Annotated in this window: 24 protein-coding genes and 1 other annotated feature (1 of these 25 cut by a window edge); of the genes, 6 read left to right on the top strand and 18 right to left on the bottom strand. The window is 40.2% G+C overall.

What is annotated here, in order from left to right; all coding sequences use genetic code 11:
• Positions 1-2 precede the first annotated feature (2 nt).
• The 7 genes from MOJ78_RS01640 to acpS all read right to left on the bottom strand — a co-directional run bounded on the left by MOJ78_RS01640 (position 3) and on the right by acpS (position 5,680).
• Complete coding sequence (locus MOJ78_RS01640) at positions 3-359, bottom strand: STAS domain-containing protein (RefSeq protein ID WP_304979508.1); 357 nt, start codon at positions 357-359, stop codon at positions 3-5.
• Between the two features lie 11 nt (positions 360-370).
• Entirely contained in the window at positions 371-1,195 is an 825-nt protein-coding gene (locus MOJ78_RS01635) for an STAS domain-containing protein (RefSeq protein ID WP_304979507.1), read from the bottom strand.
• A gap of 683 nt (positions 1,196-1,878) precedes the next feature.
• Complete coding sequence (locus MOJ78_RS01630) at positions 1,879-2,229, bottom strand: type II toxin-antitoxin system PemK/MazF family toxin (protein ID WP_304979506.1); 351 nt, start codon at positions 2,227-2,229, stop codon at positions 1,879-1,881.
• Positions 2,230-2,233: 4 nt separating this feature from the next.
• The gene (locus MOJ78_RS01625; protein WP_304979505.1) at positions 2,234-2,518 is read right to left on the bottom strand and encodes a CopG family ribbon-helix-helix protein; all 285 of its coding nucleotides are present in this window, start codon (positions 2,516-2,518) and stop codon (positions 2,234-2,236) included.
• A 124-nt stretch (positions 2,519-2,642) separates the two neighbouring features.
• A complete protein-coding gene (gene alr / locus MOJ78_RS01620; protein WP_304979504.1) occupies positions 2,643-3,803 on the bottom strand; it encodes an alanine racemase in 1,161 nt (386 codons plus the stop codon).
• Positions 3,804-4,002: 199 nt separating this feature from the next.
• A complete protein-coding gene (locus MOJ78_RS01615) occupies positions 4,003-5,004 on the bottom strand; it encodes a LolA family protein (RefSeq protein WP_304979503.1) in 1,002 nt (333 codons plus the stop codon).
• Between the two features lie 319 nt (positions 5,005-5,323).
• Positions 5,324-5,680 (bottom strand): holo-ACP synthase, encoded by a 357-nt coding sequence (gene acpS / locus MOJ78_RS01610; RefSeq protein WP_304979502.1) that lies wholly within the window; start codon positions 5,678-5,680, stop codon positions 5,324-5,326.
• A 99-nt stretch (positions 5,681-5,779) separates the two neighbouring features.
• On the opposite strand from acpS, the gene MOJ78_RS01605 reads away from it, so the two are divergent.
• On the top strand, positions 5,780-6,367 hold the full coding sequence (locus MOJ78_RS01605; RefSeq protein ID WP_304979501.1) for a rhomboid family intramembrane serine protease: 588 nt from the start codon (positions 5,780-5,782) through the stop codon (positions 6,365-6,367).
• A 139-nt stretch (positions 6,368-6,506) separates the two neighbouring features.
• On the opposite strand, the gene MOJ78_RS01600 is transcribed toward MOJ78_RS01605, so the two are convergent.
• From MOJ78_RS01600 to MOJ78_RS01575, 6 genes are all read right to left on the bottom strand, one after another.
• A complete protein-coding gene (locus MOJ78_RS01600; protein WP_304979500.1) occupies positions 6,507-7,928 on the bottom strand; it encodes a PH domain-containing protein in 1,422 nt (473 codons plus the stop codon).
• Positions 7,921-8,400 carry a PH domain-containing protein gene (locus MOJ78_RS01595; RefSeq protein WP_304979499.1) on the bottom strand — a complete coding sequence of 160 codons (480 nt, stop codon included), beginning with the start codon at positions 8,398-8,400 and terminating at the stop codon, positions 7,921-7,923. Before MOJ78_RS01595 ends, MOJ78_RS01600 begins: the two co-directional genes overlap by 8 nt.
• Before the next feature lie 13 nt (positions 8,401-8,413).
• Positions 8,414-9,481, bottom strand: coding sequence for an HD-GYP domain-containing protein (locus MOJ78_RS01590; RefSeq protein ID WP_304979498.1), 1,068 nt, complete (start codon positions 9,479-9,481; stop codon positions 8,414-8,416).
• A 614-nt stretch (positions 9,482-10,095) separates the two neighbouring features.
• Positions 10,096-11,337 (bottom strand): D-alanyl-D-alanine carboxypeptidase family protein, encoded by a 1,242-nt coding sequence (locus MOJ78_RS01585; RefSeq protein WP_304979497.1) that lies wholly within the window; start codon positions 11,335-11,337, stop codon positions 10,096-10,098.
• A 142-nt stretch (positions 11,338-11,479) separates the two neighbouring features.
• Positions 11,480-11,884 (bottom strand): NUDIX hydrolase, encoded by a 405-nt coding sequence (locus MOJ78_RS01580; RefSeq protein ID WP_304981158.1) that lies wholly within the window; start codon positions 11,882-11,884, stop codon positions 11,480-11,482.
• A 440-nt stretch (positions 11,885-12,324) separates the two neighbouring features.
• Positions 12,325-13,131 carry a hypothetical protein gene (locus tag MOJ78_RS01575; RefSeq protein ID WP_304979496.1) on the bottom strand — a complete coding sequence of 269 codons (807 nt, stop codon included), beginning with the start codon at positions 13,129-13,131 and terminating at the stop codon, positions 12,325-12,327.
• A gap of 239 nt (positions 13,132-13,370) precedes the next feature.
• On the opposite strand from MOJ78_RS01575, the gene MOJ78_RS01570 reads away from it, so the two are divergent.
• Both MOJ78_RS01570 and MOJ78_RS01565 read left to right on the top strand, forming a co-directional pair.
• The gene (locus MOJ78_RS01570; protein ID WP_304979495.1) at positions 13,371-14,627 is read left to right on the top strand and encodes a tetratricopeptide repeat protein; all 1,257 of its coding nucleotides are present in this window, start codon (positions 13,371-13,373) and stop codon (positions 14,625-14,627) included.
• 24 nt (positions 14,628-14,651) lie between these two features.
• A complete protein-coding gene (locus MOJ78_RS01565; RefSeq protein WP_304979494.1) occupies positions 14,652-15,017 on the top strand; it encodes a hypothetical protein in 366 nt (121 codons plus the stop codon).
• A gap of 121 nt (positions 15,018-15,138) precedes the next feature.
• Here MOJ78_RS01565 and MOJ78_RS01560 read toward each other — a convergent pair whose 3' ends face one another.
• Positions 15,139-16,188 (bottom strand): FecCD family ABC transporter permease, encoded by a 1,050-nt coding sequence (locus MOJ78_RS01560; RefSeq protein ID WP_304979493.1) that lies wholly within the window; start codon positions 16,186-16,188, stop codon positions 15,139-15,141.
• Positions 16,188-17,186 (bottom strand): FecCD family ABC transporter permease, encoded by a 999-nt coding sequence (locus tag MOJ78_RS01555; protein ID WP_304979492.1) that lies wholly within the window; start codon positions 17,184-17,186, stop codon positions 16,188-16,190. Before MOJ78_RS01555 ends, MOJ78_RS01560 begins: the two co-directional genes overlap by 1 nt.
• Positions 17,187-17,511: 325 nt before the next feature.
• On the opposite strand from MOJ78_RS01555, the gene MOJ78_RS01550 reads away from it, so the two are divergent.
• Positions 17,512-18,486 carry an ABC transporter substrate-binding protein gene (locus tag MOJ78_RS01550; RefSeq protein WP_304979491.1) on the top strand — a complete coding sequence of 325 codons (975 nt, stop codon included), beginning with the start codon at positions 17,512-17,514 and terminating at the stop codon, positions 18,484-18,486.
• Positions 18,487-18,509: 23 nt separating this feature from the next.
• On the opposite strand, the gene MOJ78_RS01545 is transcribed toward MOJ78_RS01550, so the two are convergent.
• On the bottom strand, positions 18,510-19,040 hold the full coding sequence (locus tag MOJ78_RS01545; protein WP_304979490.1) for a DNA-3-methyladenine glycosylase I: 531 nt from the start codon (positions 19,038-19,040) through the stop codon (positions 18,510-18,512).
• A 238-nt stretch (positions 19,041-19,278) separates the two neighbouring features.
• Here MOJ78_RS01545 and MOJ78_RS01540 point away from each other — a divergent pair, with 238 nt between their 5' ends.
• Both MOJ78_RS01540 and MOJ78_RS01535 read left to right on the top strand, forming a co-directional pair.
• Positions 19,279-19,869: a sigma-70 family RNA polymerase sigma factor gene (locus MOJ78_RS01540; protein WP_304979489.1), complete on the top strand. Its 591-nt coding sequence runs from the start codon at positions 19,279-19,281 to the stop codon at positions 19,867-19,869.
• Positions 19,853-20,719, top strand: a complete 867-nt coding sequence (locus MOJ78_RS01535) for a hypothetical protein (protein WP_304979488.1) — start codon at positions 19,853-19,855, stop codon at positions 20,717-20,719. The genes MOJ78_RS01540 and MOJ78_RS01535 overlap by 17 nt, the downstream gene beginning before the upstream one ends.
• A 111-nt stretch (positions 20,720-20,830) precedes the next feature.
• Here the strand turns inward: MOJ78_RS01535 and MOJ78_RS01530 are convergent, their stop codons facing one another.
• Complete coding sequence (locus MOJ78_RS01530; protein ID WP_304979487.1) at positions 20,831-21,238, bottom strand: VOC family protein; 408 nt, start codon at positions 21,236-21,238, stop codon at positions 20,831-20,833.
• A gap of 15 nt (positions 21,239-21,253) precedes the next feature.
• On the bottom strand, positions 21,254-22,954 hold the full coding sequence (gene argS / locus MOJ78_RS01525) for an arginine--tRNA ligase (RefSeq protein WP_304981157.1): 1,701 nt from the start codon (positions 22,952-22,954) through the stop codon (positions 21,254-21,256).
• 338 nt (positions 22,955-23,292) lie between these two features.
• Positions 23,293-23,418: a binding site (T-box leader), on the bottom strand; it runs 99 nt beyond the window's last position.

The raw sequence follows: 23,418 nt of genomic DNA, 5'->3' as shown, positions 1-23,418 counted from the left end.
ACTCATCCCTCCAATTCCAGTCGGAGTTTATCTAGTCCTTGTTCTAAATCTAATGATGTAGGAACATTTCTCATATTGATACCCAGGTCAATCAAGGTGATGGCAACTGGCGGTTGTATTCCGGTTAGTACGACTTTCGCCCCCATAAGATTTGACATCTTCACTACGTCACCCAGCACTTTTGCAATGAACGAATCCACCATTTCTACAGAAGTCAGGTCTATGACAACACCCTTTGCATCTGTATCATGGATTTTATTTAAAAGATCTTCCTGAAACTGAAGAGCAGTTTTGTCATCTAGTTCCATTTGAATCGAAATGAGTAAATAATCATGAAACTTTAATATTGGTATTCTCACCCAAACCCCTCCTAAGATAACGATTCAATTTTTTTATTCGTCAACTCGAGTGCAGACTCAATTCCTTTAAGAAGAGTACTCCTCGTCGGAAAATCACTAAGATCAATACCTAGATTTACGATTGTCTGAGCAATTTCAGGTCTTATACCTACGAGAATACACTTCGATCCGATAAGACGGACGGCCTCAGCAGCCTGAATAATATGGTGTGCCACCATCGTGTCCACGACAGGAACACCTGTTATATCTATCAATACCACTTGGGAACGATGATTGATTACACCTTCAAGCAAATTTTCCATAATCAATTTTGCCCGTTCTGTATCAATCGTTCCAATCAATGGCATTACAGTTATCTGTTCGAACACTGGAATTAAAGGTGCGGAAAGCTCTAACAGCGCCGTTTTCTGAACGGAAATGGTGTTTCTCCATGTCTGATTTGAGAATTTAACAATCTCATTCAATAGTCCATCTACCGAACGATCGATTAAATCGTATACGTTAATGGCCTTTTCCATGTCATAGTTTTTATCCAGCACCGTTTTAATTGCCACTCGACGAAACGCTTGGAGCCCCTTCGTCAGATAGTTCAATGGCCAACCAACTTGTATGATCCGTTCAAAAAAATCACGTAAATCAGGTGAAATGGTTTCGTTTTCGAGCGAAGCGTGATTCAATAGTTTTTCAATATATTCGAGGTTTGTATTTTGGAATACATCATCCGTAACATTGGTTAATTCACGTTCGAATTCCTGATAATTGTTCATTTCTTTTTTCCATTTTTCAATGATCGAAAGCCGTTCCTGTTTCATAACCTGATATACTGTTTTGTCCATACTTTCTCCTCCGTCCAATAAGTGTCGATAAAAGCATTATTTCATTATTGTCGGAATGTTTCAATGATTTAAGGATTAAGTTCCATTATTTAGGTGGGGTGATGAAAATGAATCAAAAATAGGATCAAAGTGGAGATTTTCCTTCGCTCACGTTTTGTTTAAAGCTAATCGAAGGGATATGGATGATGAAGTGGGCTATGGTGAGGAATTAATCAAAGGTTAAGTGTGTTTTCTGTGTAAAAAATGTATCCATTGAATGCAATTTGGTGGAAAAAGGCTAATTATTCGTAATTTGAGGTGCCTTTTTGGGAAGGTTACTAGCATTCACCTCCGCTATAAGCGATAATTCAATCATGGAATCCGATATATCGGCCACTAATCGAATTATATCAACCACAGAACCTGTTTTATCGACCACGAATTGAAATATATCAACCACAAAACGCAATATATCGACCACGCATAGTAAAAAAGACCCTAGATTCACACTCATACTGAAAACTTCAAACCCTTCCGAACGCAAAACAAAAACCACAATACGTTGTACTGTGGTTATCGGTATATTAAAGAATTCAAGGTTGTCTTTTTAAAGCAAATAAAAAAGCCGCTGATTCCTAACAGCAGCCCCCTATACCTATGATGTTGTTGATAAATTCAGTGCTCATCAAAGTCATATCGATTTGTTAAAAATCAATAAGTCCAAGACTGATTTGCAGCGCTTCATCGACTTTCTTCATCATTTCTTCGTCCAGTTGTGTAATCTTGTCTGTAAGTCTTTGTTTATCGATTGTACGAATCTGCTCCAGCAAAATGACTGAGTCCCGTTCAAACTTATACTTTTTCGCACTGATTTCCACATGAGTAGGTAGTTTAGCCTTTTGAATCTGGGCTGTAATGGCCGCGACGATTACTGTTGGACTAAACCGGTTACCGATATCATTTTGTATAATCAATACCGGCCGGATACCTCCTTGCTCCGACCCTACTACTGGAGAAAGATCTGCAAAGTAAACGTCGCCACGCTTCACTATCAAATCATTACACCCCGCTAACTAAGCGGTCCAAAGTTAGATCAGCTTCCTCCTCAGCAAGAAAGGCTTCTGATGCGATGTTCAAATTAATTTTGGCCATTTCCGCATACCCTTGACGCATGGTCTCACGAATATGGCAGCTTTTTCGTTCACGCAAATACAATTTTGTAGCTTGATGAATAAACTCACTTCGGTTCAAGTTCTCGTTCATAATCGCTCCGTCCACCTCATTAATCAGTTGCTCCGGCAAGCTAATCACGATTCGTTTTGTGTTCTTATCGGACACAAACATCCACCTCCAGCTAACTGCTACGATCTCTGTAAAATCCCCTATTTATAGTACCATTCTCATCGCTTTTATGCAAAGCAATCTCACACTAAGTATTCGCCAATATTTGCATAAATCCTTTATTAATTTACGAAAAATTTAATATTTCATTCATAGTCTCAACTATTTTAGCATTTTTCATGAAACATCTTGGCACTCGTGAGGAGATTAAGCAGGGTATTTCATAGTTGATCGTTCCATTTTGGCGCGCAATCTCATCGACCGTAATAACCCCATCATTTTGGCTTCCAATCAGAGTTATCTTTGTACCAGGCTTAACATAATGAGGCATCCTCACCATGAACTGATCCATGCAAATGCGCCCGACAATCTTCGCACGTTGACCTTCGATGAGTACTTCACCCTTTTCGGCATACTTTCTTAGCCAGCCATCTGCATATCCTATCGGAATTGTCCCGATCCACTCTTCCTTTTCAGCTCGATAAGTTGCCCCGTAACTGATTGTATCCCCGGGCTTTATTTTTTTAACATGACTTAGGTTGCTGTGTAAAGATAGAGCCGGCAAAAGAGTAAAAGGTAAAATTGAACGAATTTCTTCTGAAGGTGATAAACCGTACAAGGAAATACCCACTCGAACATAGTTCTGCTCAAGGTCAGGAAACTGAATAGCCCCAGCACTATTGCCCATGTGAATCACTTCCGGTGAAACACCCTCTGCTTTTAATATTGAAAGGAACTTTGAAAACCGATCGCGCTGTAGGTTTACGAGCTTTGAATCTAGTTCATCAGCAGTCGCAAAATGAGTAAATGCGCCCTCTAACTTTAGCCGCGTATTTTTTTGAATTTTATTTATTAGTATCTTTGCCTCTTTTTCTCCATTTATACCAAGTCGTCCCATTCCAGTATCGATTTTCAGGTGCACATACAATGTTTGATCCAAGGACTGGTCGACTGCATCAATCCATTCCTCCTGAAAAACCGTTAATGAGATCCGATGCTTAGCTGCTAGCTTTGCATATTGAGGAGCTACAAAACCCATTACGAGAATTGGTGTTTTTATGCCTGAGTTACGAAGTTCGAGCGCCTCGTCAAGCACTGCGACAGCAAGGTAATCAATGCCGCTTTCAATTAAAACCTTTGCGACCTGCACCGCTCCATGTCCATATCCGTTTGCTTTGACCACACCCATTAATTTCGTACCTTCAGAAAGGTGACCTTGTATTTGGAGATAGTTTTGCCGAATGTGGTCCAAGTTGATTTCTGCCCATGTATCTCTATAAAAGTGCATAACCACGACTCCTAGTTAAAACTGTTTCTTCTATTGTACATGAAGGGGTGTTATGAGGTAAATTCCTGTTTTCGGATAATTGTTTCAGAATAGACAAGATTAATATGGGTGCAGAAAAAGTCTCGAATAGACAACTTGCTAACAACGTATAAAAACAGGCTGATCAGAATGCAGCGAATTCTCTCAGCCTGTCAAAGTTTTATTTTCCTTGTGCCAAAGTCATCGAAGACGCTACATTAATCATTTGCTCTTCCGAAAGATCATTCGACGCAAGGTAATAATCCACTCCATCAAATGACCATGTCAGGGTTTTGTCTTTCAAAACTCCAAATGCAAAACCGAGATTGACGACATCTCCTTTATTCATCGTCAACATCTTTGTAGCAGGTGCGACTTCAGCTCGTCGTTGAATGATCGTGAACGATTGGTCGTCGCCGGTATAAGTCAGGATGACCTCATCCCCATTTTTGCTTTTCACCTGGTTGAAGAGGGTTGTGCCTGCTGGAACAAACTCCGGAAATACGGCTGTAAATTCTTTCTTCTCTGTGGCCATTGCAGGAACTTCATTCAGTGCACCTTGCATATTTCGCTCCATATCAAAGGCACCATCATCAAACTTGGCATTAAGCTTCTTTTTCGTAAACTTCACTTCTACAAGAACCTTTAAATCTTTATCCATGACCTTCACACTGGTCGGAAGTAAATTTTTCTTATCCAATGTGATTTCCTGTTGATAAAGGTTTTTATTTTGATAGTTTGTTTTGGTGTTGAACACGTATCCATTTTCCCCTGCTTTAAAGGTACGATCATCGTCCATGATGATATCGCTGATTAAGGATTCCATTAAATATACCTGACTGCTGTTTTCAGGCCACTCACTTTGAAAACGAAAGCTTTTGTTCAGGGCAGGGGTGAGGACAAATACGCCTTCACTGTTTCGGAGAATCATCTGACTCTGGTCTTTCTCTGAATTCTTCAAGCTTACTCTGTAAAAGCTTGGCTTTTTGTGCCAAACATCAATGTTATACGTTAAAGGTTTCTCTCCTGTTTGAAGAGTCATCGTTGCCTGTGCCTTATAACCGGACATTTCTTCTAGCATGCCTTTCAAATCTGATACGACATCTTTTTGACTTTTGGAACCACACGCTGTAAGAGCTAGAATCAGGAGCGCCATAACAAGTAATGACAATGTTTTTTTCAAATTTTTTCATCTCCTTTGCCTCATATCGATGACAAAAGAGGGACCTGACATATGATTAGCAGATGGTTTTTACACAGGGGCTAATAGGGGGCAGGACACCAACTACACATGAAAACTTATCGAAAAAAAGAATAGAAAAACGAATGTGGAATTGGCTAGCTTATAGTTAGCCCGGTTAATCTGGACATTCCGTTTGAATTACACCCCCTTGTAAAAGCTACTGCGGCTGTTGCATTTACATGACCATCTGCACATATGCATCAATGTTCCCTCCTAACCGCACTACAAATATATGAGACAACTTCTAGCAATATGCAGACTAGCGTGACGAGCTTTCGAGAATTACTTGAGCGATTGCATATTCTTTACTGTGCGAAATGGATACAAAGGTGGTCCATGAGCGATCACTATAGATAATTGGTTTACCCGTTTCATCTGGTAATACCTCAATATCCTTCCAGCTGAGTTGTCCTCCGATCCCAGTTCCTATCGCTTTCGCATAGGCTTCCTTAGCTGCAAATCTCCCTGCAAGAAACTCGATCTGCCTACCTGGAATTGAGCGAAACAACTTGTACTCAAGGTCCGTTAATATCCGTTCTGCAATACGTGGTTGCCGTTCGAGAGTCTTTTTAATCCGTTCAATCTCTACAATATCTATTCCAGTTCCGATAATCATCTACATTAAGCCTCCAAATCAATGGCATGTAATCGTTGCATAAGAACCAACCTACATAAATATGGTAAACTGAATAAAAACATGTAGGGGGGTCTATTTTTGTTTGTTCGTACAGAGAATTTCCGAACCTTTATTCGGCTATATCCGATTGTGTCTACCATCATCGTGGTACACATTTTGCTTTTCATTGCTGTAAACGTAAGTTCCTTGGTTCTAATTTATACGATGGGGCATAATTATTCGATTGCTGTAGGAGAATATTGGCGGCTCGTTACTCCGATATTCATCCACCAGTCTTTCCCTCATGTTCTCTTTAACACGTTTTCATTATACCTGTTCGGACCTGCCTTGGAACGTATAATTGGGAAATTCAAGTTTATCATCGGGTATATTGGAGCAGGTGTGATAGCAAATATAGCAACCTTCTTATTGGAAGGCCCGGGATATAGCCATATCGGTGCTTCCGGTGCGATATTCGGTCTGTTTGGATTCTTCGTGTACATCATTTATGCACGAAAGGAATTGATCGATCACCGTAACTCGCAGCTCATTCTCAGCATTCTCGTACTCAGTGTTGTGATGACGTTCGTGATGCCGAATATTAATATACTCGGGCATTTGTTCGGTTTAGTTGGCGGAGCTGCGCTAGCCCCGATTTTACTGGCCGGGAAAACCCGAAGAGTTTAATTTCCTCAGGATGAATAAAAGCAGTGGATCTCTTTGAGCCAGTATCTATGACCTGGCGCCAAGTCAGTTCCTCTGCTTTTTGGTGTTCCATCGGTTACATGTGTCTATTTTTTCAGAATTAAAATGAATATTGGCCAGTTCATTCTCTGCTATACCAAGTGAATAATGTTTTGGCGTCTTCAGCACTTGTGTGCATTAAATCGAACTTTCTGCCAACCCCTCCAGATAACACCGTCGTACAAAGGGTTGCTAACTGCGCTCGACGTTGAAAAATCGACTGCTTCACTTCAAAATGCTGCATACGTCTCCGTTCAGTGATCAATAATGACCTTGAAATCAATCTATTTTGTAAATAAAAATTGGATTGGTCCACCTTCCATTTCCCATCCTTATGTTGAAGAATACCCCATAAGGCAAAGATGATAACGGGTAAAATCAACAAAGCCCACCACTGTGATGGGAGTAACCAAATTAACGATATAAGAAATAACGATGGAAAGATCGCTTTAAGAATATAGCGCTTCAACGAACGTTCCGGTAATGCGTTAAGATCAGACGGTATGCTGTATTCAGGTAGCAGTTGGGCGAGCTCATGATTGATTTTCGACCGTTTAATGATTGGAAAAAGCATTGCGGAAACCCCTTCATCCGAAGCTGTTCCCCCAGCGCTTTCAACATGAACTGTAGCAAAACCAAATGGCTGCCTGATGATGCTTTCGACAATCCGTATACCTTGAATTCTTTTCACAGGTAATGTAAGCTCACGCTTTTCAAAAAGCCCTCTTTTAATTACAATTCGATCTCCGTACCGATCCATAGAAAACCCCGCATATTTTAAAATCACACCGGAAAAGGATAAGAGCCACGCAAAGATCAAGATAAGTACTCCTATTATCACTAAAAACAACCAGCTAAACCCACTCAACCACTGCATAGCACCAAAAACAAAATCCTCTGGTAATAGATTATCGATTTGTGAACCGAACGTACCTACAATGGACAAGACTAAACCGAGCCCACCGGAAGTAGATGCGGCAATCCATAAGTCCTTCGAGGAAAGTTTAAATTGGTAGGAAGGACGTTCCTTTACTACCCTCTCCTCTTCATTTTCCGTATCGACCGTATTTTTCTGAAGTAGTTCAACAAGGACTTGAGCATCTTTTTTATTTACCGCAGATAATGAGGCTTCGGCACCGCCAGAACCTCCCGCTGTTTCAATCCTTAGTTTTACAACATTAAAAGGTCGATGGAGAATCCCTTCTGAGTGGTCTATTGATTGAATGCGTTTTTTGGGAATGAAGCGTTTGCTTCGAATGAAAACACCTTGTTCAATTTTCAGATCTTCGTTTTCAATAGAGTAGGTAAAACGGTACCAGTGAAGGACTCCATAAACAGCTAATAGCCCGATAAAAATAAATGGAAGAAAATAAAGCCATTCCATCGTTTCCCCTTCACCAGGGCCAAAGAAAAAATAAAGAATAATTGGAAATACCCATTCTTTCAAGGATTTAATGAACGAAAATCCTGCAGCGATCGGATGTAATCGTTTCGGTTTATACATCGTCTTCTGTTACCCTTGCCCTCTGTGAAATAAAGTCTCGAACTTGGTTAGCTGTTTCGTTATCAAGTGCTGGGATCTCATGAGTAGTCGCTGCAGTCGTAATCGTTACACTAGAAAGCTGGTAACGGCGTAACAGAGGCCCTTGTTTCGTATCAACATGCTGCACACGTACCATAGGCACAAGGATTCTCCGGATAATAAAGAGTCCGAATTTCAGCTCAATTTCATATTCATCAATTTCATAGCGCCAAACACGGTATTGAATTTCCGGGATAACAACAACAAACAAATATGTAAGTAATAATGCAGCTATAACTGTAAGAATTGATATCCAAAACGGCACTGGGGTAAGGATGGCAAGGACAATACTCCCTATTGCGAGCAAAATAAAAATTGAGCTGGTGATCAAGCCGGAAAGTTTCCATACCTTCAATGCTTTTGAGTCAATCTGTCGAGAGGGCTCCTGACGCATTTTATGTTTCCTCCTATGAAAGTTTACTTTTTGGTATTTCATAGTTCATTTGACGTTCAAGGCAATTTTTTTCAAGCTCAGGATAAATCCTTTCAAATACACTAACTAGGCCCGGATCATACATCCTTCCACTATTTCGAACGATTTTCTCCTTACTAATATGAGGGGATAGTCCTGGCCGGTACGATCGATCACTCGTCATTGCGTCAAACGAATCGACAATCGCAAGAATTCTACTGTAGAGAGGTATCTCATCTCCTCTTAATCCTGCTGGATACCCTTTTCCATCGTACTGTTCATGGTGATGTAAAATTCCGTTTAATACAGCATCGGAAAATCCAAACGACTTTGCGAGCCTCATGCCATCGTTCGGGTGCTTTTTTATAATTTCATACTCATGTTCCGTTAACGTTCCTTCCTTTAATAGGATCGCATCTGGCGTCTTTATTTTTCCGATATCGTGCATCATGCTGGTCATTTCAAGTTCATCTAAATCGATTTCATCATTATCGAGGGATTCTGCGAGCATAACCGCATAGTGGGCTACCCTTTTTGAGTGCCCTTCTGTATTGATATCTTTTGCCTCAACCGCTAATGAAAAGGCTTTGATTCCATGAAGCATCGACTCTTTTTCCTCCACTGTATTTGTTAATCGCGTACGAACCAAGGTTAATAGAATGGCAAATACGAGAAACATTGAAAGGAAGACCGATTGAGTAAGCAATGAACTCTTTGTTAAAACGAGAAAGGAAAAGAGCGAAAGTCCGATTGAAGATACATAAAGTCTTTTGTCCGATAACAATAATGCATTGATTGGTATGAAAAAGTAAACGGCCTCTATGAGTGGGATGTCTATGAAGTAGTATGCAAGTGAAGCTATGTAAATTGAGTTCAGCATATAGGTAAGCTCATAAAACTTAGGCTTTTTAAGCTCTATTATGTATGTCGGAATAAATCCAAGCAAGAACAATGAAATAAACGGTATGTAATTGTCTACCTCTTTAATAAAGAAGTGAATGCTGGTAAGAAGCATGGCACTGAACAAAATGATGAGTTGAGCATTTATCGTAAAAGATTTCATCTCGAGAGCTCCCCTGAGAATTTTGTCGAATATTGCTTATCACAATCATTATAACTTATTTTTGCTCTTTTTCCTATATCAACCAGTGTTTATAATAAAGTACGCGGAGATTTTCCTACGCTCCAGTTTTAGTAAAATGCATCTGGGTTAATGTTCAGGACATTTGTGAGGAATAAATTGAGGGATCGCACTGTTTTCTGTGCAAAATCCATCCGCCGAATGCCAATTTCAGTGGAAAAACCGAATTATGCGTGAGTTGAGATGCTATTGTACGAGATTTAACGGCTTGAATCCCCATTACGGACGTTAATTGAATCACGGAATTCGATATATCGACCACGAATTGAATTATATCAACCACAGAATCCAATATATCGACCACGAACTGGATTATATCAACCACTGAACTCAATATATCGACCACGAGTAGTAAAAAAGACCCGAAAAAACTTTGTGCGTATCGTAAAAAACATACTCACTAGTACATTAAAGGAAAAAAACTGAACCCGGGATTCCTCACCGTCAAATTAGGTTTAGCTGAAAGTTTATCCTTTCATAAAAAAAGTGCCTAGGCATGTTTTCCATCGCCTGGCACCTTTCCGATTTTTAAATAGTTATCTTCTAAAAACGTTCTGGTGGATTTCGTTTGCCATTCGCCTTCTACGTAGTCTCTCCAACCTTCGATTCCGTACCTTTCGTCGGATTCTAAGTATGATCATTAAAACGAGAAGCAGGAACACACCAATTACGATCATCGGCACAATCGAAACAATCCATGAAAGTAAACCGACCGATTCCTTTGCCTGTTCGGCCTGTGACTCACTAGCCACCACTTTTTGATCCATTTTTGGTAATAACGGAAACGATGCAATCTCTTCATGCTGACTGTTTTCAACGACCAAATATCCCCGTTCATCAATCTTCGTCTTAACGCCTTCCCCCATTTTATGAGTAAAAAGCTTCTCCTCCTCGATACGAATTTCCTTCCCATCCGAATTGTGTAAAACAGTACCCTTCTCAATCGTTCCTGTTTCAAAATTTCCAAATCCGTAATCAAGAAGTGCAATCGTATCCTCGTATGCTTGCTCGGAAGTATCAGCTTTCATTGTTACAGCAATCAAAGTCGTACCATTTCGTTTTGCCGCAGTCACAAGCGTATGCTGGGATTGATCGACATATCCGTTCTTAACTCCGATCACTCCATCATAGCGCCATAGAAGCCGATTGTGATTGTAAAGTGTCGTTTCCCAGCCTTTTCCAACCCATTCCATTTCCTTCGTGCTTACAATTTTCCTGAACTTCGGATTTTCAAGGGCGTACTTCGTTATATAAGCCATATCATAGGCTGTTGTATAATGGTTTTCATCAAAAAGGCCATGCGGATTTGTAAAGTGAGAGTCGGTTAACCCGAGCCCTTCTTGTACAAAAGTGTTCATCCTTTTGGCGAAACGGTCTACACTCCCTGACAAGTTTTCAGCAACAGCAACCCCCGCATCATTTCCAGAGTTGATCAGCATCCCTTTTACAAGCTGGTGCAGCTTCATTTTTTCCCCTTCTAAAAGATAGACACTGGTTCCCTCAGCCTCAACTGCTTTTTTACTGATCGTGGCCGTTTCATCAAGCTTTCTAGATTCGATCGCCAGGATTCCGGTTAAAATTTTTGTAATGCTCGCAGGAAACATACGCTTTTCCGATTGGTCCTCGTATAAAATTTCTCCTGTAGAAGCGTCAATTAAAATTGAGGTTTCACTATATAAATTAGTAGGTTGATCCGTGTTTGCGTGTACGCCGATCGGAATCGACCAAACGGTATAAATGAGAGCTGACACACATAGTAGTTGTATGATTCGTTTCATTTCCTTGTACCCCTAGCAAAAATAGTATGTAGTTTTATAGTATTCGAAATGAGTTCGTAAATTGTCAGTGTATGTATTAATTACCATTTTGCTCGATTTGGGGTACTTTCGCAAAACAGGATTTACCAGTTGTTCTACTATATTAGGATTCTATAAACATCAACTCCTGAAGATGTGAAAGATCCTGTGGAAAAGCAAGCTCTAATGAATTAATTTCATCTGACTTTACCCATCTGATTTCATGTATCAAATTATCCGGATCTTGGATTTTAGCTTGCCCACCTACGATCCGCACAAGGAAATAGTGGACCGTCACCTCATAGCCATAACTATGCCCATTTTTCACATGCAGTGGTCTAATAATTTCGCCCTTATAGCCTGTCTCTTCTTCAAGCTCCCTTAAGCAGCAAGATTCAAAGGACTCATCAATCTCTTTTCCACCAGAGGGCACAGTCCAAAGTTTCGGTTCATCCTTTTTTCCTTGTTGTACCATCAACAAGCGGTTTCCTTGAATACATACAGCTGCTGAGCCAATCCATTTCATCAAATCCCTCCAATCGGCGAGCACGAACTCTTCATATCGACAGTTCAACTCGATTTCCCCTCCAAACTGTCCGCATAAACCCTTCATAGCGACAGTTCAACTCGATTTCCCCTCCAAACTGTCCGCATAAACCCTTCATGGCGACAGTTCAACTCGATTTCCCCTCCAAACTGTCCGCATAAACCTTTCATGGCGACAGTTCAACTCGATTTCCCCTCCAAACTGTCCGCATAAGCCCTTCATGGCGACAGTTCAACTCGATTTCCCCTCTGAACTGTCGTGCATGAGCCCTTCATGGCGACAATTTGGCTAATTTTCTCTCTTTCCTTCTACTACTTCGACCTAACACACCAACCTCTTACTCTATATGTAGAATATGTGAAGCTCGATCCACTTAAAAAAGGGTTGACCCATAATTTGAGCCAACCTCGTTTTACATTTAATTATATTAGACTTTTAGTTCTTTTTGGTCGTTTCCTTCTTGAAATGATCTCTTCTCCTGTTTTGATGTTGAGAGAAGAATAGCGATCAGATCGCCCTGTCTTTACGTCCAGTTCCTGAATTAAGATTTCATCGCCATTTTCAAAAAGAAATCTTGGGCAAACCGATACCTTGTATTCATCAACAATCGCAAATTCATCATCTAACCGCAAAATCTTTCTAGGGCTTGTCTCAACTATAGGATACGCCGAAATAAAGAGATTGCCTTGGAACACCAATAAATCTGCAGGTGCGAAATGGGTTCCAAGTTCAACAAAATCGATTGAACGACCTTTTAAAATATAGAGACGCGCTGTATCCAAGTCAACGACATAAGCAGAAACACAAACATCGTGATCGACCATCTTCACATCCCAGATAAAACCATCAATTTCCCACTCTTGAACAAGCATCAACGTATCCTTTGAAAACTGATAGACGGCACCTGTTTCCCCGTTCCCCTCACAAGCTACGATAATGTGTTCAGGAAACTCATAAATATTCGGAGTACCGTAAACTACTTTTTTCATTACAGATCCTGAATGGGGATTAAATCCTACGAGATCGAACTTCCCTTTTTCGTCAATCCGATAATAATACCATTTATTCTGTTGATCATCGATATGAAGATCCTTACTAGATTTATAGGACTTTTCACCCTCATTCATATTATTATATTTCATCCGGTTGGACTGTGCTAGTTCATCGGAAGTATAAACTGGGCCTTTGGGATTATCTCTATTATAAAATAAATTGTTCATTTTTCCCATTATGCTGTCCTCCCTTTCATGTCATAATTAAAATAGGCACATTCTTACTATAGTTATTATGAAAATTTTCCAAAATAACTGAAAAAACAAGCAAATAACCCTAACTAGCTGTTCAATTTATGTTATATTTATTTTAGCAAAGGAACGTACAACCTTGTATTGGGAAAACTAGTAGTTTTGGTAGACATTATTCAAGGGGTTTACGGGTCAATTTTCCCAAGTTACAAAGGGGGGATATTATGATTGGACAGCGAATAAGATATTACAGAAAGACAAAAAACCTCACCCAAGAGGAACTTGCGAAGGGCATATGCTCCGTCTCCTACCTTAGTAAAATTGAAAACGGCGACGCCAAATCTAGTGAAGATGTCATTGAATTGTTGTGTGAACGCCTTGGGATATCCCCCGAAGAAAAACAGCTCGATGTTAATTTAGTAGGAATGCTTAATGAGTGGAATTATCTGATGGTTCTCCGTAAATATGAGGAAGCCGAAACCACACATAATAAAATTAAAGAGTATATACCACTTATTGAAGATCCCAATACTTTAATAAGATATCAATTATTTTTAACTAGGTATTTTATTACAACAAATAATAAAACAAAAGCCTCAAAACAAATTTTGGAATTAAATAAGTATTATGAGACACGTTCTGATGTTGCTCTTAATTTCTATTATCACTTTATAAATGGATTATTTAATCATGTTGAATCCAATTACTCACAAGCAATAAAACACTTTGAGAATGCTGAGGCTTATATTCAGCACACTCCATTAAATCAAGTTGAGTTAGCAACATACTATTACAGCGTAGCATTAACTCAGACTCATCTCTTTCACAATACCGCAGTAATAAATTATGCATACAAAGCGCTAGATATCTTTGATAAAGAATACAATTTTACTAGAAGTGCGGATTGTCAAATATTACTTGGAATAGTGAACAGACGAATAAAGAACTATTTACAGTCAGAGTATCATTTTAACCAGGCGTTAAAGTTTGCAATTTCATTTAATAACTCAAAAAGTTTAGGAATAATTTATCACAATTTAGGATTTGTTTATTCTAATAAAGGTGACCCCGAAGAAGCAATAAAATATTATTTGAAAAGTCTGGAGATCAAAAATAAGGTTAAGGATTCTAACTTACAAGTTACATATTTTCTCATTGCCAAAGAATACTACAATCTAGAAAATTACGAAGAGTCCAATAAATGGATGCAAAAAATAAATATTCAATTAGAAAAAGAACCGAACGATGAGTACACTATTCATTATAAGATTCTAAAGTTGAGACTTAATCAACAATCTGGTAAAGAATATGAAAATCTGCTAAAAAAACAAGCAATTCCATTTTTCGAAGATAAAAATATTATGGAATATGTTTGTGAATATTCAACCCTTTTAGCTGATTACTACTATAAAAACTCACAGTACAAAAATGCTAGTGAGAATTATAAATTAGCACTTAAAGCTAGTCAAAAATTCTTTTAATAAGTTATTTGAGGAGTGAACGTTATGAAAAAAGTTTTAATTATACTAATCGGTTTATTTTGCTTAATGGTGTTTACTGCTTTACCTAACAATTATTACTCAGCACATGATGATACACCTGATCTTTCGTTTGAAAGCTCTTCCTTTCTAGCCCATGACGATACACCTGACCTTTCGTTCGGGGGTTCTTACCTATTAGCCCACGATGATACGCCTGATCTTTCGTTTGGGAGCTCTTCCCTTTTAGCACACGATGATACACCTGATCTTTCGTTTGGGAGCTCTTCCCTTTTAGCACACGATGATACACCTGATCTTTCGTTTGGGAGCTCTTCCCTTTTAGTACACGACGACACACCTGATCTTCAATTTGAAAGGTATATAGGGTGAGTCTATGATACAGATGAATGAACGTTGTTTTTTACTAGATGAAGTTCCACCACTAATGTCTAAAATAAAAAAGGAAGGCTAATCGCCTTCCTTTTTTTAATACCTAATTTTCAATTTCCACTTACTTATTCCTATTCCTATAAAGTAGGTAGATGAAGTATGGTGCTCCGATTGCTGATGTAAATACCCCTGCTGGCACTTCAAGTGGTGCAAATGCTGTTCTCGCGATTAAGTCCGCTCCCATTACAACTATTCCACCAATCAGAGCCGACACCATGAGCAATCCCCCAAAAGAAGAGCCTACTAGCTTCCTGGCAATATGAGGTGCCATTAATCCGACAAATCCGATACCTCCTGCGAATGCAACCGATCCACCGGCTAGTGCAGTACTTAAAAATAAAAGCAGCATTCGATCCTTCTGTACCTTACTCCCGGCTCCCGTCGCAACATCTGCCCCAAGCTCTTGGATATTCAGTCTCCTTGCCATGATGAAAACGGCAATAAAAAGTATACCCATCCACGGCAGTAATGTAGTGATTTCGCTCCAGTTTGTACCGTTAACACTTCCGGTAATCCAAATGTTTGCTTTAGATGCTGTAAAAATCGGACCGAGGATCATCATCATTGTCGTGAACGCTTGTGCTGCTGCAGATAATCCAATCCCGATCAACACAAGTCGGATCGGTGAAACCCCCTGACGCCACGCCAATAAGTAAACAAGAAAACCCATAATGACCGCGCCAAGAAAGGAGGCGAGCGGCATCCAATGAATACTGACAGTCAATGAATTACTTCGATCACTAAAAGCAGCAAGGAAACCAACTGTCGCAACAGCAGCTCCTCCAGTTATCCCGATAATGTCTGGTGATGCTAATGGGTTCCTGATAATCCCTTGTAGGATCGCGCCTGATAATGCAAGTCCTGCTCCAGCCAATAAAGCTAATATTATACGAGGCATTCTAAACGATCGGACGACCAGGTTTTGCATATCTTCTCCGTAGCCGAACATGGATTTTACAACATCTATAGGTGAAATCCAGAGCTGACCAACCCCGATGCTTAGTATCATCAACGCGATAAATCCTACTGCTAAACTAAGAACGATCCATGTCGTTTTTGTATCAAATAGCAATGAAAATGCTTTGTTCCTTATTGATCTGTATCTCGCCATTATTCATTGAACCCCTTTCGAGCAATGTATATGAAAAAGGGTGTTCCGATGATGGCAGTCATTACACCCACGGGAACTTCACTTGGCATAATGATATAACGTGCCCCAATATCCGCTAACAAAAGCAGCATAGCCCCTAGTAATCCACTATAAGGAATAACCCATCGATAATCGATTCCGACCAGCCATCTAGACACATGCGGGATCACGATGCCGATAAATCCGATCGGCCCTGCAACAGCAACTGCCCCACCTGCTAATACGACGATAATAAATGCACCGACTAGTTTGACGGCAATAGTCTTCTGTCCTAAACCGATCGCGACATCTTCCCCCATGTTAAGGATGTTCATTTTTCCACCTATAAAAAGGGAACACACCCAGCCAACTACTAAATAAGGAAGAACCGACATTAGAATCGAAAGGTCCCTACCTTGGACTGAACCAGCTAACCAGAACAAGACTTCCTCTAATGCCTGTTCGTTCAACGTAAGGATTCCCTGTGTCATCGAAGCAAATAAAGCAGTAATTGCCGCACCAGCAAGTGTCAGTTTTACTGGAGTCAGTCCGTCACGCCCCATCGATCCTATAATATAGACGATCAAGGCCGCAACTGTTGCCCCGGTAAACGCATACCATTTGAACATATCCAATGATGAAACCCCTATGAAACTCACAGCAATCACGACAAAAAAGCTTGCCCCTGCATTGACACCGAATATACCAGGGGACGCCAACGGATTTCGTGTCAGCCCTTGCATGATTGCTCCTGAAATCGCAAGGCTTGCTCCAACTGCTGCAGCAATAAAAGCCCTTGGAACCCTTGTTTCTTGAATGATAATGTGTGAATTGGAACCATCAAAATTTCTATATGAATCTATAACCATAGCAAGATTGATATCTGTATAACCGTAGATGACACTTGCCAACATAAATAATAAGACGAGAAGCAATCCTACTCCTACCCCTAAAAACCTAATCCCATTGTTTAATAACATGTCTGTTGTACGACCCTTCTATAATAGGTTGTTCAAAAAGTCCGGAGGCTCACACGATGTAAGTCCGTTCGACGTTTTCAAAAGTATGAAGCAGTTGGTCGAACTTCATTCAATAACTGCCGAATTTTTCATTAATCGGCCTCCCCGGTCCTCACGTACATTAAAAATTAGATATTCCAAATTAAAGTCTAATTTATCTAAAATATACTGTCAACGATATTGAGAATCATTTTCAATTTAACTGTTGACTTTTCCATTTTATCATTATATTATTTTAATTGTGAATGAGATTCATTATCAATTATATACATAGGGGGAAGGTCAAATGGCACTAAGAAAATTTTCAGCCGTAATGTTGGTATCGATGTTTGCTTTACTGTTCATCCTTGCAGGTTGCGGATCAGATAACGGAGAAGGTTCTGCAGAAGAAAAAGATAACGGATCGAAAAAAGAGAATTCCTACACTGTCGAGCACGCAATGGGTGAAACCACAGTTAAAGGTAGTCCTGAGAAAGTTGTTATTTTAACGAATGAAGGTACAGAAGCAATTTTATCAATGGGTGTGAAGCCTGTTGGAGCCGTTAAATCATGGACTGGCGAACCTTGGTATGACCATATTACTGATCAAATGGAAGGTGTTGAGGTTGTTGGTACTGAAAGCGACATCAACCTTGAAGCCATCGCTGCATTACAACCAGACTTAATCATCGGAAACAAGATGAGACAGGAAAAGCATTATGAGGCTTTAAGTAAAATTGCCCCGACCGTGTTTTCTGAAACACTTCGAGGTGACTGGCAAATCAACTTCAAGCTGTACGCAAAAGCACTTAATATAGAAGAAAAAGGTCAGGAAGTTCTTGGAAACTATGAGAACCGTGTTAAAGAAATTAGTGAAAAGCTTGGCGATAAAAAGGAATTAGAAATTTCGATGGTCCGGTTCATGGCTCAAGATGTTCGGATTTATCACAAGGATTCATTCTCCGGAATCATTCTAGAGCAACTTGGATTCAATCGCCCTGAAGGTCAAGATGTAGATGATTTTGCAGAAAAAGGCGTTACGAAAGAACGTATTCCTGAAATGAATGGAGACGTCATCTTCTACTTCACTTATGAAACTGGAGATGGAGAAGGAAATAAGGTTCAAGATGAATGGACTAAGGATCCACTTTGGAAAAACCTTGAAGCCGTTAAAGCAGGAAAGGCATATGAAGTCAGCGATACCATTTGGAACACAGCCGGTGGTGTAATTGCTGCGAATAAAATGCTAGACGATATCGAAAAGTTCTTTCTAGAAAAATAAACGGAATAACAAGAAGCTGTCGATCATTCGGCAGCTTCTTTCTTTTTGAACAAAAAACATGTTGGTGCGTGATCAGGTTCACTAAAGCCAGCCGCCTGCAAAAAGCTTTCTGCTGTCGTTAATCCGACATGGCAGAACGTTGTCTTGATCGCCTTTTGTTTGTCTGCTTTTTCATCCGATAATGAAGTGAAGAAGCTTATGAGGCTGCCTTCACGCTTGATGATTTCCTGAGCGATTTTGGCGTTTTCAATGGTCGATTCAATTTTTCGGCGATGTCGTACGATTCCTTTATCCTGAAGCAGTTTTTCTACTTTTTCAGAATCAAAGTCTGCTACTCGATCAATCTTGAACCCTTCGAATGCAGCACGAAAGTTTTCGCGTTTATGTAATATCGTTTTCCAGCTTAATCCTGCTTGGAAAATTTCCAGCGTCAACGCTTCGAACAATGCATCGTTATCTGTAACTTGTCTCCCCCACTCTTCATCATGATACTGTATTAACTGAGAATCTTCTTCGCACCATTTACATCGTTGTCTGGTTATTACATTTGTCATAATTACACACTCCCCGCCCATCTTATTCCTACATTCTATCACAGCAGATTTTTAGTTTAAAAAAGCATGAGCGCTCTATGAGGACAACAATCTCCCTTTTTTACCATTCGCGTGCTTTATGCACCCTTATTGATGATCGATTCAGCAAAACTGGTACAATGTTTGTATTAGAATGAAACGGATTCATACTTTGCTACGTCAAAAGAATTAGAACCGGTTCGATAAGGGGGTCAACCGATTGGAAGAATACAAACCGAAGAAGCAATCATCGGTACAAATCGATAACATAATCGGCCGTTATCCAAAGGATGAAGTGATCGAGCATTTGATGGATCAATACGGTGAAAAACTAATCCGCCTTGCCTATACGTATGTAAAGGATTGGGGAAAGGCCGAGGACATTGTACAGGAAGTGTTTGTAACGTGTTACACGAAGCTTGATACATTTCGTGGTGAATCGTCTGTGAAAACTTGGGTGTATCGAATTACAATCAACCGATGCCATGACCATTTAAGAAGCTGGTCATTCCGAAACCTTCATTTTACAGACAAAATATCGAAGTGGATAAAAGGGGAAAAGTCAACCCTTGAACAAGAGCTGATTGCACGAGATGAAAAAGAAAAATTGGCTAGCCAGATACTTACTTTACCGATCAAATATCGTGAAGTGATGCTCCTCTACTATTTTGAGGAACTGACCGTTCAAGACATTAGCCTGATGCTGTTGTTAAATGATTCAACCGTAAAAACGAGGCTGCACCGCGGAAGGCAGCTGTTAAAAGAAATCATCACTTCAGAAAGGAGCTCAGACGATGGAAGAACATCTTAAAGATCTCAATCAAACTCTGAATCGAATGATCTCTGAAGAACCAAAATTCACAGAGCAAAATCGCTCAAAGATCCGTAAAGTGATCTCGAAAAAACGAAATCAATCGGGTAGTAAATATTATCGAAACTGGAAGGCATTCATTAGTGTGGCTGCGTCTCTACTCCTTATTGTTGCTTCCGTCCAGTTTATTCTTAACCAGTCCAATGGATATGAATCATCAATGGATAAAGCAAGCGGTGGTAGTGACGCTTCTGCTGACCAAAGTGCTGCGGCTGATTCAGCTGAAAACGCCGCTACTCTAGAAAAGTATTCGCAACATCGAGAGGAATCAAAAGGGCATGCTGAATCGACTGCAGAAGCCCAAAGAGAATTCAATGCCTTAGATCAGAATACTAAGATGATTGACCAGAAAACCATCGAGGGACCTGTCCTGCCGTTGAATGAGAAGCTTTTAAACGTGTATGAGAAATTCAGCAATAGCCATGATCAACGAGAGCTTGAAGGTTTGGAACCATTCGAGGTGATGCAGCTTTATTACTATGGTGTACAACAAGAAAATCACAGCACTCAATATGACCTGTATTCTCAGAAATCTGGGGGTACACCAGAATCGAAACAACAATTCTTGGACTCTATCAAGAAGCATCCTACATCTAGGTCGAGCACTGAAAAAATGCTCAATGAGTTAAACTCTGTAAAATCATTTGATCTTGGGATCGAACTGAACCCGTTGAATCAAAAAGAGGCTTATATTACGTGGGGCGGAACTGGGGAATCGATGCGTTTCTTCCGTTTGATTTTTAACGAGGAACTAAACGTCTGGACGGTTTCTTGGACTCCAATGCAATAAATCAAAAAGACTGGCCCGGATCATTGATATTGGGTCAGTCCTTTATTTATTCATTTTTGAATCCGATGGTACGTTTCGCAGTTTCTTCGATTTTTCACCCCTATTTAGGCTTCAAGGCGCTACGATTTCAACCTTAATTCGGTCAGGGTCTTCCAAATAAACAGCATAATGGTTCATCCCGCCTGCATATGGGTGCCGATTTTCATACAGAATCCTCACCCCTTTCTTCTTCAACTCCGTAGTGAGCCGATTGACTTGATCTATCGATTCTCCATAAAACGCAAGGTGATTCAATCCAACTCTGCAACGGTGATACGGAACGTCTAGATGTTTCTCTTCTGCTTGAACAAAAACGATATATGAATCCTTCAGCTTGTAGCTTCGACCTTTTTCCCATTTTTGAAATTCCGTATAACCAAGCTCGCCAAGAAGCCATCCCCAAAAATCGATCGACTTCTGTAAATCCGATACGTATAACTCGATATGGTGAATCAGCCCTGCTTGTTTCTTCTTTTGCATACCTTTTCTCCTTTCTTACATTTGTTGAGGAGATTTAATGCCTAATAAACGTAATCCTTCATTCAAAACGATTGTGACTGCTTCTACGAGAATCAGGCGAGCATGTTGTTCTTCGTTGGTACCGGATAAAATACGCACTTTTCCATAATATTGATTGAAGTATCGGGCTAATTCAATCACGTATCTCGAGATAACCGAAGGCTCATACTCTTTGTAAGCACGTTCAACGACAGCAGGGAATTTTTCCAACGTTAAAATAATCTCCCAGGCACACGGTTCCTTAACAACTTCAAGCAAGTTCAGCTCGGATTCCTTCTCGTAATTCCCTTTCTTTAAAAGCGTACATGCCCGAGCATGAGTATATTGAACATATGGGCCCGTCTCGCCTTCAAATCGAAGCATAGTTTCTATATTAAATTCTACACTGTTCAATCTTGACTGCCTCAAATCATTGAAAATGACCGCACCTACCCCAACCATCTCTGCAACCTTTTCTTTGTCCTCCAACGTCGGGTTCTTTTCGGTAATGTTGTTTTCAGCCTGGTTAATCGTTTGTTTAAGAACTTCCTCGAGCAGGATCGTCTTACCTTTTCGAGTTGACATTTTCTTGCCGTCTTGAAGAATGAGTCCAAATGGAATATGGTGCATGTCGTTTGCCCACTCATACCCCATCATATGAAGAACCTTTTTAAGCTGTTCGAAGTGAAGGGATTGTTCTTGACCGACCACATAAAGCGATTCCTTGAAATCATAGGTGTTTTTTCTATATTGAGCGGCAGCAAGGTCCCGTGTTACATAAAGACTTGCCCCGTCTTTCTTTTTGATCAATGCGGGTGATAAATCGGAATCCGATAGATCGACGACCATTGCACCTTCTGATTCGACGAGCAATCCTTTTTCTGTGAGCTCTTCGACAACAGGGAGCATTTTATCGTTGTAAAACGCTTCACCGTGCAAGGAATCAAAGGTTATATCAAGCAGGTCGTAGATTTTTTGAAAGTCTTTCAGCGATTCATCACGGAACCATTTCCATAACGCTTCTGCCTCTGGGTCTCCCTCTTCCAATTTCTTAAACCAGCTTCGCCCCTCATCGTTCAACGTTTCATCCGTCTTCGCCTCTTCATGAAAACGGACATATAATTTATTTAATTCCTTGATCGGGTTTTCTTTGACGAGACTTTCATCACCCCATTTATGATAGGCTGTCATGAGCTTTCCGAACTGGGTACCCCAATCGCCGAGATGATTGATTCGTACAGGCTCATATCCGAGCTTTTCAGCGATATTGGCAATCGAGTTTCCAATCACCGTCGAACGTAAATGACCCATGGAAAACGGTTTGGCTATGTTCGGAGAGGAAAGATCGATCGTAATCGTTCCACTGCTCGACCCTTCAGCAGATCCATATTGGTTTCCTTTCGTTAAAACCTCTCTAATGACATTCGCAGCGATCGGATCCTTTTTAAGAAAAACATTCAAGTACGGTCCAACCGCTTTCACTTGCTCAAACACGTTTGATTCGGCAAGTTGTTGTTCAAGCCATTGGGCGATGACCGCTGGAGACTGCCTCAATTTTCGAGCAAGGATAAAACATGGAAAAGCCAAGTCTCCTAGGGTGTTATCAGGCGGGATTTCGAGCTTTTCAATGAGCTCATCCTTAGTTACATCCGTAATGATCTTCGCAATTTCCTTTGCCGTTAGTTGTTGAATTGTCATCATATAAAATCACTCCTTCTATTTGATCTCAAAACGCATCACCACAAGACTTTCTCACCAAAGTGACGGAAACGAGATCAACTCGTTTCTTCCTTACTTCTTTTCATTCCAAAAGGTCGCCTCGCCCGCTTGGTTCCTGTTCTTTCTACGCTTTAGAAAAACGTCTTTTCAGGTGAAATTTATTGATTTTACAGAAATCCGATTGTTAAATGCATCAAAAAGGACAAATTGATACAAAAAGCATATCCGAGAATCATAAATTGTGGATTTTGATGTCTCTTTCAAGGTGGTTTCCGCGACCCAGCATCATATTGCAATAAAAAAACGCCTCTCAAAAAATGAGAGACGAGTATTCCCGCGGTACCACTCTGCTTGGAACTATCACCAACAGTAAAATAGTTCCCTTCTTTACCCCCTTAACGCGGGGTAACGGCTTTTCCTACTTCATTTCTTCAAAAAAGCTT

It is taken from the genome of Alkalihalobacillus sp. AL-G, from assembly GCF_030643805.1.
GTDB lineage: Bacteria > Bacillota > Bacilli > Bacillales > Fictibacillaceae > Pseudalkalibacillus.
The sequence above is the reverse complement of the archived record's forward strand: the minus strand, read 5'-3'. Positions and strand labels throughout refer to the sequence as shown.